At 74.7% G+C, this 17,888-nt stretch carries 18 protein-coding genes; 5 read left to right on the top strand and 13 right to left on the bottom strand.

All coding sequences use genetic code 11. The features are described 5' to 3' along the window. Positions 1-42 precede the first annotated feature (42 nt). The 6 genes from ACI79E_RS15605 to ACI79E_RS15580 all read right to left on the bottom strand — a co-directional run bounded on the left by ACI79E_RS15605 (position 43) and on the right by ACI79E_RS15580 (position 7,508). Positions 43-660 carry a TIGR03086 family metal-binding protein gene (locus ACI79E_RS15605; protein WP_456933475.1) on the bottom strand — a complete coding sequence of 206 codons (618 nt, stop codon included), beginning with the start codon at positions 658-660 and terminating at the stop codon, positions 43-45. 70 nt (positions 661-730) lie between these two features. Then, positions 731-2,152 carry an amidase gene (locus ACI79E_RS15600; protein ID WP_456933474.1) on the bottom strand — a complete coding sequence of 474 codons (1,422 nt, stop codon included), beginning with the start codon at positions 2,150-2,152 and terminating at the stop codon, positions 731-733. Between the two features lie 9 nt (positions 2,153-2,161). Then, positions 2,162-4,780: a SpoIIE family protein phosphatase gene (locus tag ACI79E_RS15595; protein ID WP_456933473.1), complete on the bottom strand. Its 2,619-nt coding sequence runs from the start codon at positions 4,778-4,780 to the stop codon at positions 2,162-2,164. Positions 4,781-4,914: 134 nt separating this feature from the next. Next, entirely contained in the window at positions 4,915-5,673 is a 759-nt protein-coding gene (gene yaaA, locus ACI79E_RS15590; RefSeq protein WP_456933472.1) for a peroxide stress protein YaaA, read from the bottom strand. Positions 5,674-5,728: 55 nt separating this feature from the next. Next, positions 5,729-6,517 (bottom strand): exodeoxyribonuclease III, encoded by a 789-nt coding sequence (locus ACI79E_RS15585; protein WP_456933471.1) that lies wholly within the window; start codon positions 6,515-6,517, stop codon positions 5,729-5,731. Between the two features lie 55 nt (positions 6,518-6,572). Continuing rightward, entirely contained in the window at positions 6,573-7,508 is a 936-nt protein-coding gene (locus ACI79E_RS15580; RefSeq protein ID WP_456933470.1) for an acyl-ACP desaturase, read from the bottom strand. Positions 7,509-7,850: 342 nt separating this feature from the next. Here ACI79E_RS15580 and ACI79E_RS15575 point away from each other — a divergent pair, with 342 nt between their 5' ends. Next, positions 7,851-9,308 (top strand): LCP family protein, encoded by a 1,458-nt coding sequence (locus tag ACI79E_RS15575; protein ID WP_456933469.1) that lies wholly within the window; start codon positions 7,851-7,853, stop codon positions 9,306-9,308. 43 nt (positions 9,309-9,351) lie between these two features. On the opposite strand, the gene ACI79E_RS15570 is transcribed toward ACI79E_RS15575, so the two are convergent. Together ACI79E_RS15570 and ACI79E_RS15565 are read right to left on the bottom strand one after the other, a co-directional pair. Further along, a complete protein-coding gene (locus ACI79E_RS15570; protein WP_456933468.1) occupies positions 9,352-9,735 on the bottom strand; it encodes a VOC family protein in 384 nt (127 codons plus the stop codon). A 2-nt stretch (positions 9,736-9,737) separates the two neighbouring features. Continuing rightward, positions 9,738-10,019: an ArsR/SmtB family transcription factor gene (locus ACI79E_RS15565; RefSeq protein ID WP_456933467.1), complete on the bottom strand. Its 282-nt coding sequence runs from the start codon at positions 10,017-10,019 to the stop codon at positions 9,738-9,740. Between the two features lie 92 nt (positions 10,020-10,111). Here ACI79E_RS15565 and ACI79E_RS15560 point away from each other — a divergent pair, with 92 nt between their 5' ends. Both ACI79E_RS15560 and ACI79E_RS15555 read left to right on the top strand, forming a co-directional pair. Beyond that, entirely contained in the window at positions 10,112-10,309 is a 198-nt protein-coding gene (locus ACI79E_RS15560) for a hypothetical protein (RefSeq protein WP_456933466.1), read from the top strand. A 110-nt stretch (positions 10,310-10,419) separates the two neighbouring features. After that, positions 10,420-10,620, top strand: a complete 201-nt coding sequence (locus ACI79E_RS15555; RefSeq protein WP_456933465.1) for a hypothetical protein — start codon at positions 10,420-10,422, stop codon at positions 10,618-10,620. Positions 10,621-10,664: 44 nt separating this feature from the next. On the opposite strand, the gene ACI79E_RS15550 is transcribed toward ACI79E_RS15555, so the two are convergent. From ACI79E_RS15550 to ACI79E_RS15530, 5 genes are all read right to left on the bottom strand, one after another. Continuing rightward, on the bottom strand, positions 10,665-11,876 hold the full coding sequence (locus tag ACI79E_RS15550; protein WP_456933464.1) for an acyl-CoA dehydrogenase family protein: 1,212 nt from the start codon (positions 11,874-11,876) through the stop codon (positions 10,665-10,667). Between the two features lie 33 nt (positions 11,877-11,909). Continuing rightward, positions 11,910-12,191, bottom strand: coding sequence for a DUF3040 domain-containing protein (locus tag ACI79E_RS15545; RefSeq protein ID WP_456933463.1), 282 nt, complete (start codon positions 12,189-12,191; stop codon positions 11,910-11,912). Between the two features lie 175 nt (positions 12,192-12,366). Beyond that, complete coding sequence (locus ACI79E_RS15540; protein ID WP_456933462.1) at positions 12,367-12,834, bottom strand: DUF4383 domain-containing protein; 468 nt, start codon at positions 12,832-12,834, stop codon at positions 12,367-12,369. Between the two features lie 132 nt (positions 12,835-12,966). Beyond that, positions 12,967-14,610, bottom strand: coding sequence for a carbamoyltransferase family protein (locus ACI79E_RS15535; RefSeq protein WP_456933461.1), 1,644 nt, complete (start codon positions 14,608-14,610; stop codon positions 12,967-12,969). 184 nt (positions 14,611-14,794) lie between these two features. Further along, positions 14,795-16,504, bottom strand: a complete 1,710-nt coding sequence (locus tag ACI79E_RS15530) for a RecQ family ATP-dependent DNA helicase (RefSeq protein WP_456933460.1) — start codon at positions 16,502-16,504, stop codon at positions 14,795-14,797. 107 nt (positions 16,505-16,611) lie between these two features. Here ACI79E_RS15530 and ACI79E_RS15525 point away from each other — a divergent pair, with 107 nt between their 5' ends. After that, positions 16,612-17,007, top strand: coding sequence for a TOBE domain-containing protein (locus ACI79E_RS15525; RefSeq protein ID WP_456933459.1), 396 nt, complete (start codon positions 16,612-16,614; stop codon positions 17,005-17,007). Between the two features lie 74 nt (positions 17,008-17,081). Continuing rightward, complete coding sequence (gene modA / locus ACI79E_RS15520) at positions 17,082-17,870, top strand: molybdate ABC transporter substrate-binding protein (RefSeq protein WP_456933458.1); 789 nt, start codon at positions 17,082-17,084, stop codon at positions 17,868-17,870. Positions 17,871-17,888: the final 18 nt, after the last annotated feature.

Here is a 17,888-nt window from a genome sequence, read left to right as displayed (position 1 = left end):
CTGTGGCGCTCCCGCCGGTGCGCTGGACAGCGTCAGAGGTACCTAGCGGTCCGGCGCCCACGCGGGGTCGCGGCCGACCAGGCCCAGGGCGCGGTCCTGCAGCGGCGCGTCGTCCGGCACCTCGACCACCGGCCCGAACACGACGACGCCGGGGCCGAAGGCGCCCGGCTGCCGCATGACGTCCGGGATCTCCTGCAGCCCCGGCCACATCGCCTCCAGCTCGGCGGCGTCGATGGTGTCGTCCTGTCCGGTGGCGCGCGCGAGGTCCCAGCGGTGCAGGACGAGGTCGGCGCTGGGGACCCGGTCGACCAGGTCGGCGCCGGGCATCGTGCCGGCCGGGCTGTGGGTCTCCCGGGCGGCGAGCGCCGGATCGGCCAGGACCGCCTCGACCTCCGCCCGGGCGGCCCGGAAGGCGGCCACGGGGTCCTCGTCCACGGAGGGCGCGGCCGCCGGCGTGCGGTCGTGGGGCCGCAGCGCCACGTGGTGCATGTCGACGACGTGGCGGACGACGCCCCGGGCGTCCCACTCGGTGCACGGTGACGGGCGCGACCAGGCGTCGTCGGGCACGCCGGCCGCCGTGGCCTCGAAGGCGTCCGCGCGCCGCCGATAGCGCTCGGCCACCTCGGCGAGGTGCTGGTCGTGGGTCGGGTCGGGTGTCATGCCCTTCCGACCGCCGGTCGGCGCCGGACTCATCGGCGCCGCGTCGTCGGCACGCGCCTCGGGGTCGCCCTCAGAGGGGCGGACGGCGCTGCCCGAACAGGGTGGCCTGCTCGAAGGCGTGACCGACCTCGAGGACCCGCCGGTCGGCCCGCGGTTCGGCGACGACCTGCAGCCCGACCGGCAGCCCGTCCGCGGTGAAGCCGGCCGGCACCGACAGCGCCGGGCACCCGGTGGGCGTGATGAGCGTGCAGGCGCGCATCCACTCCAGGTAGTTGTCGAGGGCGACCCCGCCGATCTCCGTCGGGTACTCCTGCTCCACCGGGAACGGCAGCACCTGCGTCGTCGGGGCCAGCAGCACGTCGTACCGGTCGAAGAACGCGACGGTCCGCTCGTAGAGGGCGGTGTGCGCCATCTCCGCCCGGGCGACGTCGGCGCCCGACAGCTTGGCGCCCATCTCGGCGTTCCAGCGGATCGACTCCTTGACCTGGTCCGGGTGCTGCCGGGCCAGGTCGGTGAAGGAGGCGTCGAACAGCCAGGCCCGCAGCGTGCCGAAGACGTCGTCGGCGCCGGTGAGGTCGGGGCAGTCGAGGTCCACCGTCGCGCCGAGGTCCTCGAAGACCCGGACCACGTCGGAGAGCACCGCGGTGACCGCCGGGTCGACCCGCACCCGCCCGCCGAGGTCAGGCGCCCACGCCACCCGCAGCCCGTCCAGCCGCTCGGGGAGCGGCGCGGCGAACGGGGCGCCGGGGTCGCCGAGCGCGATCGGCACCCGGCGGTCCGGCCCGGCCACCGCGGAGAGGGTCAGCGCGACGTCGGCGACGGTGCGCCCCATCGGGCCCTGGACCGACAGCTGCGACCACCCGATCGGCGCCGGCCAGGTGGGCACCCGCCCCGGCGTGGGGCGCAGGCCGACGACGTTGCAGAACGCCGCCGGGTTGCGCAGGGACCCGCCCATGTCGCTGCCCTCGGCGAGGGGCACGAAGCCGGCGGCCAGCGCGGCGGCCGCACCGCCGCTGGACCCGCCGGCCGACAGCCCGTGCCGGTAGGGGTTGTGGGTGACGCCGAAGAGCGTGTTGAAGGTGTGCGAGCCGGCCGCGAACTCCGGGGTGTTGGTCTTGCCCACGCGGATCGCGCCGGCCGCCCGCAGCCGGGCGACGACGAGTTCGTCCTCGGCGGGCACGGTGTCGGCGTGCAGCGGCGAGCCCCACGTCGTCCGCATGCCGCCCGTGGCGTGGGTGTCCTTGTGCGCCACCGGGAGCCCGTGCAGCGGGCCGACCTCGTCCCCCGCGGCCAGGGCGGCGTCGGCGGCATCCGCGGCCGCGCGGGCCCCCTCGGCGTCGAGGGTGACGATCGCGTTGACCCGGTCGTCGAGCCGCTCGATGCGGTCGAGGCAGGCGTCGGTCAGCTCACGGGCCGACAGCTGCCGGGAGCGGATCAGTGCGGCCAGCTCCGTCGCGGGGCGCAGGCACAGCTCGTCAGTGGTGGCGGTCACCGGACGAGGTTAGGACGCGGGTTCCGGCGGGACGACGTCCGGGACGACGTTGGGGCCGGCCTCGGGCGGCCGCGGCCGGTCCTGCGGGTGCAGCCGGACGGCGACCAGCGCGACGTCGTCCTCGGGGCGGCCGCCCACCAGCCGCTGCACCACCGCGTCGAGCATCTCCTGCAGCGGCAGGCCGGCCAGCTCGATGAGCGCCTCGCGCAGCCGCACCATGCCGGCGTCGAGGTCGGCGTCGCGCCGCTCGACCAGGCCGTCGGTGTACAGCAGCACGGTCGCCCCCCGGTCGAGGGTCACCACCGACTCCTGGCGCAGGGCCTCCGCGTCGACGCCGAGCAGCAGGTCGCCGCGCCAGGAGGCCAGCTCGGCGACGCTGCCGTCGGGGTTGATCACCAGCGGCGGCAGGTGGCCGGCGTTGGCCCAGCGCATGCGGGTGACGCCGCGCTCGCGCTCGTCGGGGGTCTGCTCGAAGCGGGCCACGGCCGCGGTCGCCAGCACCCGGGTCTGCAGCACCGCCATCGAGGCGTCCAGGCCGCGCAGCACCTCCGCCGGCGGGGCGTCGCTGTAGGTCGCGATGCCCCGCAGCAGCCCGCGCAGCTGGCCCATCGCCGCGGCGGCCTCGGTGTCGTGGCCGACGACGTCGCCGATGACCAGCATCGTGGCGCCGCACGGCTGGAGGAACGCGTCGTACCAGTCGCCCCCGACCCGGGCCGCCTCGACGGCGGGCTGGTAGCGGACGGCGATCTCCGCGTGGTCGGGCTCGGGGGGCTCGGTGAGCAGGCTGCGCTGCAGGCCCTCCGCCAGCTGCTCCTGCTGCGCGTAGAGCTGGGCGTTGTCCAGGGCCAGCCCGGCGCGGTCGGCGACGTCCTGGGCGACGGCGACGTCCTCGGGGGTGGGGCTGTGCCCCTGGGCGTAGAAGAGCGTGAGCAGGCCGACCGTCCGGCCACGGGCCCGCAGCGGCAGCGCGACCTCGGTGGCCGGCGCGAGGACGGCGAGCAGGTCCTTGGCCCGGCCGGGGGGCAGCACGTCGAGGACGTCCTCCCCGGCGAAGGTGACCGCCTCCCCGGTGTGCAGGGCGCGGGCGACCGGGGCGGTGACCGGCATGACGTCCATGCGCACCTCGGCGTACCGCTCGAGGACCGCGCGGCTGGCCGGGGTCACGTGCCAGCTGCCCACGTCGCGGGGCCGGCCGTCGGGGTCGATGACGGTGAGCACGCAGAAGTCGCTCAGCGCCGGGACCACCAGCCGGGGGAGGCGGGCGGTGGCGGCCTCGACGTCCAGGGTGCTGGCCAGCTCGGCGCTGACCTGCGCGAGCAGCGCGAGCTGCTGGGCGGACCGCTCGGCCCGCTCGCGGACCCGCCGCCGCTCGGTGACCTCCAGGAAGTAGACCGACAGGCCCTCGGGGGTGGGCCACGCGCGCAGCTCGTACCAGCCGTCCAGCGGCGGCGGGTAGTACGCGTCGAAGTTGACCGGCTGTCCCGTCCGGACGGCGTTCCGGTAGCTCTCCTCGAAGACGCTGGCCAGGGCCGCCGGGAAGGCCTCCCACAGCACCTGGCCCAGCAACTCCTCGCGCGACCGCCCCAGCAGCCGCTCGGCCTCGGCGTTCACGTGGGTGAACCGCCACTCGTGGTCCAGGGAGTAGAAGCCGGCCGGCATCGCCTCCAGCACGCGGGTCACCCGCGCCTGGTCGCTGCGGTCGTCGGTGGTGTCGTACGCGGCGCCCAGGACCCGCGCCGCGCGCCCGGTGTCGTCGGCGACCGTCCGGCCGCGGGCGAGCACCCACCGGGTCACGCCGTCCGGGCGGACCACCCGGTACTCGGCCTCGTACTCGCCGACGGTCTCGATCGAGGCGCGCAGGGCCTCGGTGACCCGCGGCAGGTCGTCCGGGTGCAGGCGGCGGTTGAACGCGTCGATCGTGCCGTCGAACTCCTCGGCGGTGTAGCCGAAGGTGGTCATCAGCGGCTCGTCCCAGACGAGCTCGCCGGTGCGCAGGTCCCAGTCGAAGGTGGCGACCCTGCCGGCGTCCATGGCCAGCGCCCAGCGCAGCCGCTGGCGCTCCTGCTCGCCGACGAGGGCCGCGTACTCGAGCTCGGTCATCACGAGGTCGGCGAGGTGGTGCAGGGTCGTCACGTCCGCCTCGGACCACGGGTGCGGCTCGGCGTCGAAGACGCAGAGGACGCCGACGACGAGACCGGCGCCGTCGGTGAGCGGCACGCCGAGGTAGGCGCCCACCACGCCGGAGGTGACCGGCTCCAGCGCACCGAGCCGGGAGTCCGCCCGCGCGTCCGGGACCGCCAGGGGGGTGCCCAGCGCGGCCGCGAGGGCACACGGCGACTGGTCCAGCGGGGAGGTCTGGCCGCGGCCACCCGGGGGGACCCCGGCGACCCCGGCGATCGTGTGGGCCTCGTCCAGGATGGAGATCTGGGCGGACGCGACGCCCAGCAGGCGCGTGGCCAGCTCGACGATCCGGTCGAGGGCGGCGTTGCCGCTCCCTGAGACGCGCAGCCGGCGCGCCGCCCGGACGCGCGCGGGGTCGCTGCGGAGCTCGTCCGCGGCCTGGGCAGCGTCGAGCGCACGCGCAGCGCCATCGCGCCGCGGGATCTCCTCCACCGCAACCCTTCTCATCCGACCCTCCGGTCGGGAGGTGCGCACAGCCACGGGGGTTCGAGCTAAGGCGCTCCCGCAGTTATGCCACCCGGAACGGCATCGGGCAAGGAAACCTGACCGACGTCACTTCCCGCATCACGTTCCGTGACGGCTCAGCGCCGAACGTGCTCCGCCGGGACGACGAGCGTGAGCGCGGTGCCGCCGTCGTGTTCCACGTGCAACCCCGCGCGGCGCAGCAGCGCCCGCAGCCGGACGACGTCCCCCGGCTCGGCCGTCGTGCTGGCCAGCAACCGCGCGACGCGGCCCTTGTGTGCCTTGTTGAAGTGGCTGACCACCGACCGGGTGCCGTCCGGCCGCTCGCTCAGCACGTCCACGGTGACCGCGCCCGGCACCGGGGCCAGGGCGGCGTAGGACCCGCTGCGCAGGTCGACGACCAGCTCGTCCACGGCGGCCAGCACCGGGCCGAGGACCGGCCTCCACAGCGCCCGCAGGGTCGGCTGCCCCGGCAGGGCGGACCCTGTGGAGAGCCGGTAGGCCGGGATGGCGTCGGTGCCCCGGACCAGCCCGAACAGCGCCGAGCCCACCGCCAGCCGCCGGTCGGCCCGCGCCCGCTGCGCGCGGGTGAGGGAGCGGACGTCGAGCGCGTCGTAGAGCACCCCGGTGTACCGCTCCAGCGCCGGCGTCGTCGGGCTGGTGAACAGCGCGGCGTTGCGGCCGATCTCGTCGTCCTGCTTCGGGGACAGCCCGAGCGCGGCCCGCGACGCGGGGACGTCGGCGGCGAGGTCGGCCAGCGTCTTCGCCAGCCCGGTGCGGACCGGCGTGAGCTCCGGTGCGGACAGCGCGTCGAGGTCGAGCGGGGCGCCGGCCCCGCCGGGGGCCTTGGTCTCCGACGGGGGCAGCAGCACGAGCACGGGGAGCCAGCGTAAGGACCTCCTGCCCCCACCGCGCGCAGGCCCGCGGGGGTGGTCAGGCGAGCTCGACGACGACCGGCGCGTGGTCGCTGGCGCCCTTGCCCTTGCGCTCCTCCCGGTCGATGCGCGCGCCCGTGGTGCGGGCGGCCAGCGCCGGCGAGCCGAGGACGAAGTCGATCCGCATGCCCTCGCGGCGGGGGAAGCGCAGCTGGGTGTAGTCCCAGTACGTGTAGACCCCAGGGCCGGGGGCGTGCGGGCGGACGACGTCGGTGTACCCGGCGTCCACGATCGCCCGGAACGCGGCCCGCTCGGGCTCGGAGACGTGCGTGGAGTGCGCGAAGACCCGCACGTCCCACACGTCGTCGTCCTGCGGGGCGATGTTCCAGTCGCCGACCAGGGCGACCTGGGCGGCCGGGTCGGCGGCCAGCCAGCCCGACGCGGTGGCCCGCAGCGCCTCCAGCCAGCGCAGCTTGTACTCGTAGTGCGGGTCGGTCAGCGTGCGGCCGTTGGGCACGTACAGGCTCCACACCCGCACCCCGCCGCAGGTGGCACCGAGGGCGCGCGCCTCGACAGCCGGGTCCTCACCCCAGCCCGGCTGGCCGGGGAAGCCGATCTCGACGTCGTCCAGCCCGACCCGCGACAGGACCGCCACGCCGTTCCACTGCGAGTGGCCCACGTGCGCGACCTGGTAGCCGAGGTCGGTGAAGCGGGACTCGGGGAACTGGTCGTCGCGGCACTTGGTCTCCTGCAGCGCCAGGACGTCGACGTCGGAGCGCTGCAACCAGGCGACGACCCGGTCGGCGCGGCTGCGGATGGAGTTCACGTTCCAGGTGGCCACTCGCACGGAGACCGACCATACGGAGTGACACGGGTGTGGTTCCCGCGCCGTGGCACTCCGCTCAGCCGTCGCGGGCGGCCTCGCGGGCGCGCATCCGCTCCCGGCTCTCCACGAAGCGGGTCGCCTGGGCGTCCAGCCCGCCCAGGAACGCGGCCAGCTCCTCGCGGGCCTTCTCGCCGGCCGGTCCGAGGTCGGTGCGGTCGAACACCTTCCAGGCGCGCAGCACCGGGCTGACCACCTCGTCGTGGTGCAGGCGCAGGTCGTAGATGCCGGCCTTGGCGATGAGCATGGAGTTCTTCCGGAAGCCGGCCATCGTGGCGCCGGGCATCTCGAAGCCCACGACCTCCTTGGTCACCGCCTGCATGGCGAGGTCGGGGTCGATGTCGAACGCCGCGGCCATGAGGTTCCGGTAGAAGACCATGTGCAGGTTCTCGTCGGTGGCGATGCGGGCCAGCAGCCTGTCGGCGATCGGGTCGCCGGTGGCCCGGCCGGTGTTGCGGTGCGAGACGCGGGTGGCCAGCTCCTGGAACGACACGTACGCCACCGCCTCCAGCGGCGTCTTGTCGCCGGAGTCGTAGCCGAGGGTCATGTAGTCCATCCGCGCCCGCTCCAGCGCGACCGGGTCCACGCCGCGGGTGACCACGAGGTAGTCGCGCAGCGCGACCCCGTGCCGGTTCTCCTCGGCCGTCCACCGGCCCACCCACTGCCCCCAGGCGCCGTCCCGGCCGAACCGGGTGGCGATCTCCCGGTGGTAGCTGGGCAGGTTGTCCTCGGTGAGCAGGTTCACGAACATCGCCGCCTTGGCCGACTCGTCGAGCCGGGACTGCTCGGGCGACCAGTCCTCGCCGCCGAGGAAGGCGAAGTCGCGGCCCTGCGACCACGGGATGTAGTCGTGCGGGTGCCACTCCTTGGCGACGGCGACGTGCCGGTCGAGGTTCTGCGCGACCACCGGCTCGAGCTCGTGCAACACCGCCGCGTGCGGGGACGTCTGGGACATGGGGACCTCCGGACGACTCGACCTGCGCTCCTGAACCTACGCCGCCGTAACCAGGCGCCGACCTGCCCCCGTGGGTGCCCCCGCCGGAGCCCCGGGACACCCGTCCCGTGCCCCCGATCGGGTGTCCGGGCAGGTCGGGGCGGATCGGGGAGCGGTGCGGGTCGGGAAGGAGTGGGAGCATGGCGGCGTGACCGGGTTCTGCCGCACGGGGGCGTGCACATGAGCGAGTGGGACGAGACCCGTCCCATCGGCCCGTCGCGGCCGCTCCCGCCACCGCCGGATCCCCGGGGTCGTGCGCGCCGGCGGTCAGGGCGCCGCTTCCGGTCCGCGCTGGGCTGGACGGTGCTCGGTGCCCTCGTGCCCGGGACGGCGTTCCTCGCGGCCGGTCGCCGGGTGCTCGGCGCGGTGACCCTGGTGCTGTTCCTCGCGCTCGTCAGTGGCGGGGTCTGGCTGGCCACGGCCGGCCGGCGCACCGCCCTGCAGATCGCGGTCGACTCGCACTGGCTGGGCTGGGTGCTCGGCGGCGTCGTCGCCGTGGCCCTGCTGTGGGTCCTGGTCGTCGTCGCCGGCTACCGGATGCTGCTCCCGCGGCCCACCTCGGGGTGGCGGCACCTGCTGGGCGCCGGGGTGGTGCTCGCCCTGGTCGCCGGCATCGCCTACCCCGCCTACACGGCCGTGCAGGTGGCCGCGGCGCAGCGCGGGCTGCTCGACGACGTGTTCGCCGACCGCGACTCGGCGACCGTGGTGGACACCCCCGACCCGTTCGGCGACAAGGAGCGGGTCAACGTGCTGCTCCTCGGCGGGGACGGCGGGGAGGGGCGCGAGGGCGTGCGCACCGACACCGTCATCGTGGCCAGCATCGCCACCGACACCGGTGAGACGACGCTGTTCAGCCTGCCCCGCAACCTGCAGGACCTGCCGTTCCCCGCCGACAGCCCGCTGGCCGAGGCCTATCCCGACGGCTTCGAGGGCAGCAACGAGAGCGAGGGCCTGCTCAACGCCGTCTACCGCAACGGGCCGGCCGCGTTCCCCGACGTGCTGGGCCGCACCGACGACCCGGGCGCGGACTTCCTGAAGCTGGGCGTCGGCGAGGCGCTCGGGCTGGACATCGACTACTTCGTGCTGGTCAACCTCGACGGGTTCAGCCGGCTGGTCGACGCGCTGGGCGGCATCACCGTCAACGTCAACTACTACGTGCCGATCAACGGCGACCCGGGCACCGGCGAGCTGCCCGACGACTACATCGAGCCCGGCCCCGCCCAGCACATGGACGGCGAGCGGGCGCTGCAGTTCTCCCGCGGACGCTTCGGCCTCACCGACTACGACCGGATGGCCCGGCAGCGCTGCACGATCTCGGCGATCATCGACGCCGCCGACCCGGTCACGCTGCTGCAGCGCTACCAGGACCTCGCCGCCACCACGCAGGACATCGTGAGCACCGACATCCCGCGGTCAGCCCTCGACGACTTCGTGGACCTCGCGTGGCTGGTCAAGGACACCGAGGTGCGCAGCGTCGTCTTCGACACCAGCGTCATCGACCCGGCCTACCCCGACTACGACCTGATGCGCGGGATCGTCTCCGACGCCCTGGCACCGCCGGCGCCGGCGGACGACGCCCCCGACGGCACGCCCGCCCCGAGCGACGCGCCCGCGCCCGACACCACCGCCACTCCGCCGCCCCCGGGGGCTCCTGGCGGCGACGTCCAGGCCGTGACCGAGGTCGGGGACGCCTGCGCCTACGACCCGGCCCAGGCCGCCGAGGCCCTCGCGGCCGGCGAGCCGCCGAACAAGGCGGGCTAGGCGACCGGCCGGCCGGAGCGGGGTCGCCCCGGCCGGCCGCCCGTCACATGGCGGCGATCTGGATGAGGTTGCCGCAGGTGTCGTCGAAGACGGCGGTGGTGACCGGCCCCATGTCGGTCGGCTCCTGCGTGAAGCGGACCCCCAGCCCGCGCAGCCGTTCGTACTCCTCGTGCACGTCGTCCACCGCGAAGGAGGTGAACGGGATGCCGTCGGCGACCAGCGCCTCCTTGAGCGGCCGTGCGGCCGGGTGCTCGTCGGGCTCGAGGAGGAGCTCCACCCCGTCGGGGGCCTCGGGCGAGACGACGGTGAGCCACCGGTGCGCCCCGGTCGGGACGTCGGTCTTCTTCACGAAGCCCAGCACGTCGGTGTAGAAGCTCAGTGCCTTCGCCTGGTCGTCGACCCAGACGCTGGCCAGGTTGATCCGCATCGTCACTCTCCTCGAGGCTCGATCCGCCACCGGTCGGTGATGGCTCTCAGGGGCGCGGTGTCCAGGGAGTGGAACTTGTAGCGGCCCTCGCGGCGGGTGGTGACCAGGCCGGCGTCCTCGAGGACGTCGAGGTGCTGGGAGATGGCCTGCCGGCTCGAGGTGAGCCCGTGCCGGTTGACCAGCCGGGCGCACAGCTCGAACAGGGTCTGGTCGTCCCGCTCCTGCAGCTCGTCGAGGATCACCCGCCGGGTCGGGTCCGCGAGTGCCCGGAACACGTCGCCCACGGCCCGGACCATACGCAAGTGTCTACTTGCCTGACAAGGGCGTCTGGAAAGCTCCCGGCGTCAGGCTGGTGCGACGGCGGGAGGCGCAGGCGATGGTGCAGGGGTCAGGCGGGGACCGCCGGGAACGGCTGGTCGCGCTGCTCGCGGCCGGCATCGCCGCCGTCCTGCTGGTGTCGTCGGTGAGCTGGTTCGCCAGCGACCAGGCCGTGGTCGGCGTCGCCCAGCTGGTGCTCGGCGCCGTCCTCGCCGCGGTGGCCGCCTTCCTGTACCGGCGCTCCCAGCGGCGCTGACCACCGGGCCTGCCGCCCGTGGGCACCCGTGCCCGGCGTGACGTTGCAGGTCAGCGGAGCGGGCAGCACGCTGGACGCCCGACCGTCGGACGACCGAGCGGAGGTCAGACGTGAAGCTGGACAAGCAGGAGCTGCTGCGGGTGCTGCGCACCGAGGGCGACAACGACACGGCGGAGAAGGTGGCGGCCCAGCTGCCCGACGAGATCGACACCGACCGCGACGGCGACGCGCTCGACGCCGTGGGCCTGGACCGCACCCAGCTGATGGCGAAGCTCGCCGGCGGCGGCTTCGGCTCGACCCTCAGCCCCTGAACCGGGGTCGCCGGGTGCGGGGCCGCACTCCGGCGAGCTCCGCGTCAGCCCACGTACGGGCGTTCCCGGGCCAGCTCCTCACGGGCCACCGAGCGCAGGTGGACGGCGTCCGGCCCGTCGGCGATGCGCAGCGTGCGGGCCGCGGCGTAGAAGCGGGCCAGCACGGTGTCGTCGCTGACGCCGGCGCCGCCGTGCACCTGGATCGCGCGGTCGATGACCTCGCAGGCCACCCGTGGGGCGACGACCTTGATGCCGGCGATCTCGGTGCGGGCGCCCTTCGCCCCGAACCGGTCGATGAGGTCGGCGGTCTTGAGCACCAGCAGCCGCGCCTGGTCGATCTCCAGCCGCGACAGGGCGATCAGCTCCCGTACCGTGCCCTGCTCGGCGAGGGGGCGGCCGAAGGCCACGCGGGAGCGGGACCGCTCGACCATCAGGGCCAGGGCCCGCTCGGCCATCCCGAGCGCCCGCATGCAGTGGTGGATCCGGCCGGGGCCCAGCCGGGCCTGGGCGATCATGAAGCCGTCGCCCTCGCCGGCCAGCATGTTCGACACCGGCACGCGGACGTCGGTGAGCACCAGCTCGGAGTGCCCGTGCTGGTCCTGGTACCCGAACACCGGCAGGTGCCGGACGATCTCCAGCCCCGGGGTGTCGCGGGGGACCAGGATCATCGACTGCTGGCGGTGCGGCGCGCCGTCGGGGTCGGTCTTGCCCATCACGATGAACACCTGGCAGCGCTCGTCGGCGGCGCCGCTGGTCCACCACTTGTGGCCGTTGACGACGTAGTCGTCGCCGTCCCGGACGATCGAGGTCTGGATGTTGCGGGCGTCGGACGAGGCGACGTCCGGCTCGGTCATCGCGAAACCCGACCGGATCTCCCCGGCCAGCAGCGGGTCGAGCCAGCGCTGCTTCTGCTCGGGCGTCCCGAACAGCATCAGCGTCTCCATGTTGCCGGTGTCGGGGGCGCCGCAGTTGGTGGCCTCGGGGGCCAGCGTGGGGCTCCAGCCCATGACCTCGGCGACGGAGGCGTACTCGAGGTTGGAGAGCCCGCCGAGCTCGGGTGAGAACAGGTTCCACAGACCACGCCGCCGCGCCTCGGCCTTGAGCTCCTCCAGCACCGGCGGGTGGGCGTGGTCGTCGTGGCCGCGCGCGGCGCGCCACTGGGCGTAGACGGGCTCGGCGGGGAAGACGTGCTCCCGCATGAAGTCCCACATCCGGCCGCAGACGTCCTCGGCTCGGGCGGAGAGGGCGAAGTCCATGCCCGCAACGTAGAGGGCGGGGCCCGGGTGGGGTCAGGACGGCTCGTCGGACGGCGGGCCGGCGGCCCACCGCGCCACCAGGACCGGGGCGGCCAGGACCAGCGCGATGCCGATGACGCCGATCGCGGGCAGGCCCACGAGCAGCGGCGCCGCCACGCCGACACCCATCGCGGCGACCAGCAGCAGGAGGAACCCGGTACCCCTCAGCGGGTGTCGTGGGCGCGGCTGCGGGCCGGCGCCGAGCAGGGCGGCCAGACGGGGGTCGTCGCGGGCCAGGTCCTCGCCCAGCGCGCGCAGTACGGGGTCGTCGTCCACGGCGGTTCCCTGCGGGACGGGGCAGTGGTGCACCGACCAGTGGGCGACCGGGCCGGGCCGGGGTCGAGTGGCCGAGGTCATCGTGCCGGCAGGGACCTTCGGTGGTGCCGCCCCCGGACGCGCCGGAGGCCGGGCCCCCGCGGGGACCCGGCCTCCGGGTGGTGTGCCGGACCGCTCAGACGCGGCTGGTGCGACCGCTGACGGCGGAGCGCACCGGGCCCAGGGCGATGACCAGGCCCACGATCGCGGTCACGAGGTGCAGGATGTTGTCGGCCCAGTTGAGGTTCAGGAAGTCCCACTCCTTGCCGACGGCGAACAGGCCGTACAGGAACGCGGCCCCGTAGCCGACTGCGAGCAGCCAGCCGTAGGTGCGGGCGCCGCTGAGCGTGCGGGCGAGGACGAGCCCGGCCACACCGATCAGGATGTGCACGACGTTGTGCATCGGGTTGATCATGAAGCCGAGCAGGTTCGCGTCGACGTGGTGTGGTGTGCCGGCCTCGTTGCCGAAGAAGTTCTCGAAGCCGGTGATGAAGAAACCGATGATGCCGACCAGCAGGTAGACGGCGCCGAAGGCCAACGCCAGCATCTGGGGCCAGGTCATGGCCCCCCGGCCGGCACCGGTGTCGTTCGACCGTGCGGACATGGTGGTCCTCCCAGGGAGACGCGGACCGCCCTGTGCTGGACGGCCCGCATCCCGACTACCCAGGTCCGAGGGTGTGGAACGGTGTTCCGCGCTCTCGGCGACGACTGTTGCTGAAACGTCACCTACCCGCGGTCAGCGGCGGGTGGGCCTCGGACGGCGGACGACGAACGGGCCGATGGCCAGCAGGTCCACCGGCGCCGAACCGAAGCACTCCAGGGCGTCGCGCGGGTCGTCCACCATCGGCCGCCCGGCGGTGTTCAGGCTGGTGTTGACCACCACCGGCAGCCCGGTGCGCCGCTCGAACGCCGAGATCATGCGGTGCACCAGGGGCTCGGTCGCGGCGTCGATCGTCTGGATCCGCGCCGTCCCGTCGACGTGGGTGACCGTCGGGATGCGGTCCCGCCACTCCGGCGCGACGTCGTGGACGAAGAGCATGTAGGGCGAGGGGATCGGCCCCCGGCTGAAGATCTCCGGCGCCCGCTCCAGCAGGACCATCGGCGCCACCGGGCGGAACTGCTCGCGGCCCTTGACGTCGTTCATCCGCTCGAGGTTGGCCTCGTGGCCGGGGTGGGCGAGCAGCGAGCGGTGACCCAGTGCCCGCGGGCCGTACTCGCTGCGCCCCTGGAACCAGGCCACGATCCCGTTGTCGGCGAGGACCTCGGCGACGGCCTCGGCGACGTCGTCGGGCCGCTCGTAGTCGATGGCGGCGGTCTGCAGCCACTGCTCGATCTCGTCGTCGCTCCAGCCGCGGCCCAGCGCCGCGCCCGGCATCGGCTCGGTCTGCTCGCCGAGCTCCCGGGCCACGTGCAGGGCGCTGCCCAGGGCCGTCCCGGCGTCGCCGGCGGCCGGCTGCACCCACACCTCCTCGAACGGGCTCTCGGCGAGGATGCGGGTGTTGGCCACGCAGTTGAGCGCGGTGCCGCCGGCCAGGGTGAGGACCCTGTCGCCGGTCTGCTCGTGGACCCAGCGGGCCAGGTCGACCAGCACCTCCTCCAGGCGCTGCTGGACGCTGGCCGCGAGGTCGGCGTGGTCCTCGGTCCACTGGTCGCCCTTGCCCAGCCGCGGCGCGAACTCGGAGAAGTCGATCCGCTCCGTGCGGAAGCCGCCGTCGTCGGTGGCCCGGATCAGCTCGGAGAGCTCGCCGACGAACCGCGGCTTGCCGTAGGAGGCCATCGCCATGACCTTGAACTCGTCGGAGCTGCGCAGGAAGCCCAGGTGGTCGGTGAGCTCCTCGTACATCAGGCCCAGCGAGTGCGGCAGCGCCTGGCCGGCGAGGACCTCCAGCGTGCCGTCGACGTACCGGCCGGCCAGGTGGCTGTGCGCCTCGCCGCGGCCGTCGAGCACCAGCACCGAGTTGTCCCGCTGCGGCGCGGCCAGCCCGGCGGAGGCCGCGTGGGCGACGTGGTGCTTGACGAAGCGGACCTTCGCCGGGTCCAGACCCGGCAGGGCGTGGGCCAGGAACTCCGGCGCCATCTCGGCGTACTTCTTGCGCATGACGTCGCCGCCGTCGAACAGCCCCGACTCCTCCGGCGTCCCCATCAGCGCGGGGTCGAAGGAGTAGGCGACGGCGTCGAGCTCCTCGGGGCGGATGCCGGCCTCGGCCAGGCACCAGGCCGCGGACAGCTCCGGCAGCTCCCACGCGCTCCACGGCAGCGGCCGCTTCCCGTGCTTGCGCCGGCTGAAGCGCTCCTCCTCGGCCGCGGCCACGACCCTGCCGTCGATGACCAGGGCCGCCGCCGGGTCGTGGTAGATGGCGTTGATGCCGAGGACCTTCACCCGTGTACTCCTCTCGCCGGGCTGGTCCGCCCGGTCTCCGTTGTGATCATCGAGCCGATGACCTTGGTCCGCAGCGCGAGCGGCCCGGCGTCGTCCGTTCGTGGCTCGTCGAGATCGTGCGAACTCGACGGTTCCAGGGCGCCAGGCGTGCGAGACCACGCGATCTCGACGGGAGGAGCGGGCGTCACTCGCGCCGGCTGAGGAGGTCGTTGTCGAGGACCGCGGCCAGCCCGAGGGTCTTGTACCCGACCTCCTCGAACAGGACGACGACCCGGTCCTCCTCCACCCGCATGACCACGCCCGGCCCCCACTCGGCGTGCTGGACCGGCGTCTGGGCGGGGAACGGGGTGTCGCCGTCGTCGGCACCCGGCTGCTGCTGGGACAGCCCGGCCGAGCAGTTGTCGCAGTTGCCGCAGGGCTCCTCCAGCTGCTCGCCGAAGTAGCCGAGGAGGAACTGCCGCCGGCACTCGGTGGTCTCGGCGTAGCCGCGCATCATCTCGACGCGGCTCTGGTCGACCCGCTCGTGGTGCTCGGCGAGCTCGCGGGCGGCGGCGGCCGCCTCGCCGGGGCTGGGCGCCCCCTCGGCCGGGTGCGCGGCGCCCTCCTCGTCGAGGACGACCGCCGACACCTGCTCGAGCAGGTTGAGGTCGCGGGCCAGCGGGGTGGCGCCCCGGCCGGTCTCCTCGCGCAGCTGCCGGACGTCGACGCCGTCCTCCAGCCCGGCGGCCTCCGCGCCCGTCACGAGCCCGGCCACCTGCTGCAGCTCCTCCTCGGCCGGGACGCCGGCGGCGAAGAACTTGCGCAGCCCGAGGTCCTCCTGCCGGTAGACCAGCACCGCCAGCGCCGGCTCGCCGTCCCGCCCGGCGCGGCCGATCTCCTGGTAGTAGCTGTCGACGGAGTCCGCCGGCTCGGCGTGGACGACGAAGCGGGTGTCGGGCTTGTCGATGCCCATGCCGAACGCCGTCGTGGCGACGACGACGTCCAGCTCGTCGTCCATGAACGCCCGCTGCGCGTCCTCGCGGTCGGCCTTCCTCAGCCCCGCGTGGTAGGCGCGGGCGCGCAGGCCGCGGTCGGTGAGCTCGGCGGCCAGCTCCTCGGTGCCCTTGCGGGTGGCGCTGTAGACGATGCCCGGCACGTGCCCCTCGCCCACCTCGGCGAGCACCCGGTCGAGCACCGCCTGCTGCTTGCCGTGGGCGTCGGCGTGCTGCTCGACCTCCAGCCGGATCTCCGGGCGGTCGAAGCCCGCGACGACGACCCGGGCGTCGCGCATCTCCAGGCGCTCGACGATCTCGGCGCGCACCGGCGGGGCGGCGGTCGCGGTCAGCGCCAGCACGGTCGGGTGGCCCAGCTGCTCGACGACCGCACCGAGCCGCAGGTAGTCGGGGCGGAAGTCGTGCCCCCAGGCCGACACGCAGTGCGCCTCGTCGACGACGAACAGCGCCGGGGAGGCCTGCCCGATCGCCTCGACGACCTCGGGCTTGCTCAGCTGCTCGGGCGCGAGGAACAGGTAGCGGACCGTTCCGTCCGCCAGGCCCTCCAGGGCGGCGCGCTGGTCGGCAGCACTGAGCGCGGAGTTCAGCTGGGCGGCCTGCCCGTCGAGGCCGTCGAGCTCGTCGAGCCGGTCGACCTGGTCGCGCTGCAGGGCGATCAGCGGGGAGACGACGAGCACCGGGCCGTCGGTCAGCTGCCCGGCGACCTGGTAGACGGCGGACTTCCCGGCTCCCGACGGCAGCACCGCGAGGGTGTCCCGGCCGGAGACGACGGACTTCATCGCCTCCTCCTGGCCCGGCCGGAACTCCTCGAAGCCGAGCAGGTCCCGGGCGACCTCGCGGATGCGGCGGGTGCGGACGGAGGCGGATGCCCCGGCGGGGTTGGTCTCATCGGTGCGGGGCACCGGCCACCCCTCCCCGCGCCGCGAGATCGGCAAACCGGCCGCCGGTGTGGTCTGCGCGGTGGCCGCGACCGTCGGCCGGCGCCCGGGCGACGGGTTAGTGTCCCGCCGTGGCCGCCTCCTACCGCATCTCCGAGGCCGCCGCGCTGCTCGGGGTGAGCGACGACACCGTGCGCCGCTGGATCGACAGCGGCCGGCTGCCGGCCCGCCGCCAGGGCGGTGGCCCGGCGCAGGTCGCCGGCGCGGACCTCGCCCGGGTCGCCGCCGGGCTGCACGAGGCGCCCGAGCCGGGCGCGACGCGCGGCTCGTCGGCCCGCAACCGGCTCACCGGCATCGTCACCCGCGTGGTCCGCGACACCGTGATGGCGCAGGTGGAGATCCAGGCCGGCCCGTTCCGGGTGGTCTCCCTCATGTCACGGGAGGCCGCCGACGAGCTGGGCCTGGAGGTCGGCGTCCGGGCGGTGGCCACGGTCAAGGCCACCCAGGTCAGCGTCGACGTCCCCTGAGTCCCCGCATCCTCGGAGGGGTCGCGCACCGGCGATCCGCATCCCCGGGGCAGATGCGCGCTATTGTCCCGCGGGTGCGGACACCCATCGTCCTGGCGGTCGCCGCGCTGACCCTCGCCGGCTGCGGCGGGACGGCGGGCGGCGCGGCCGGGGACACCCCCAGCCCGTCGGGGGCCGGGCTCAGCGGCACCCTGACCGTCTTCGCCGCGGCCTCCCTCACCGACGTCTTCACCGAGCTCGGCGACCGGCTGGAGCAGGACGCCCCCGACCTCGACGTCCGGTTCAACTTCGCCGGCAGCTCGGCCCTGGCCACCCAGCTCACCCAGGGGGCGCCGGCCGACGTCTTCGCATCGGCCAACGAGGCGCAGATGACGGTGGTGACCGACGCCGGGCTGCCGGCCGAGGACCCGACGGTGTTCGCCGCCAACGTCCTCCAGATCGCCGTGCCCGAGGGCAACCCCGCCGGGGTGACCGGGCTGGCCGACTTCGGGCGGGAGGACCTCACCCTGGCGGTCTGCGCGCCGGAGGTGCCCTGCGGCGCGGCCGCCGAGGACGTCCTCGCCGCCGCCGGCGTCACGGCGGTGCCGGACACCCTGGAGGAGGACGTGCGGGCGGCCCTGACCAAGGTCGAGCTGGGGGAGGTGGACGCCGCGCTGGTCTACACCACCGACGTCACCGCGGCCGGGGACGCCGTGGAGGGCCTGGACTTCCCCGAGGCCGGGGACGCGGTCAACGACTACCCGATCGCGATGCTGGCCGACGCCCCCAACCCCGCAGCGGCGGCCGCCTTCGTCGACCTCGTCCGGTCCGAGGAGGGGCAGCGGGCGCTGGCCGACGCCGGCTTCCGCCCGGCGGCCGGTTGAGCCGCCGACGGGACCGCG

The organism is Geodermatophilus sp. SYSU D00079 (assembly GCF_054050635.1).
Note: the sequence above shows the minus strand (reverse complement) of the source record. Positions and strands in the feature narration are given on the sequence as shown.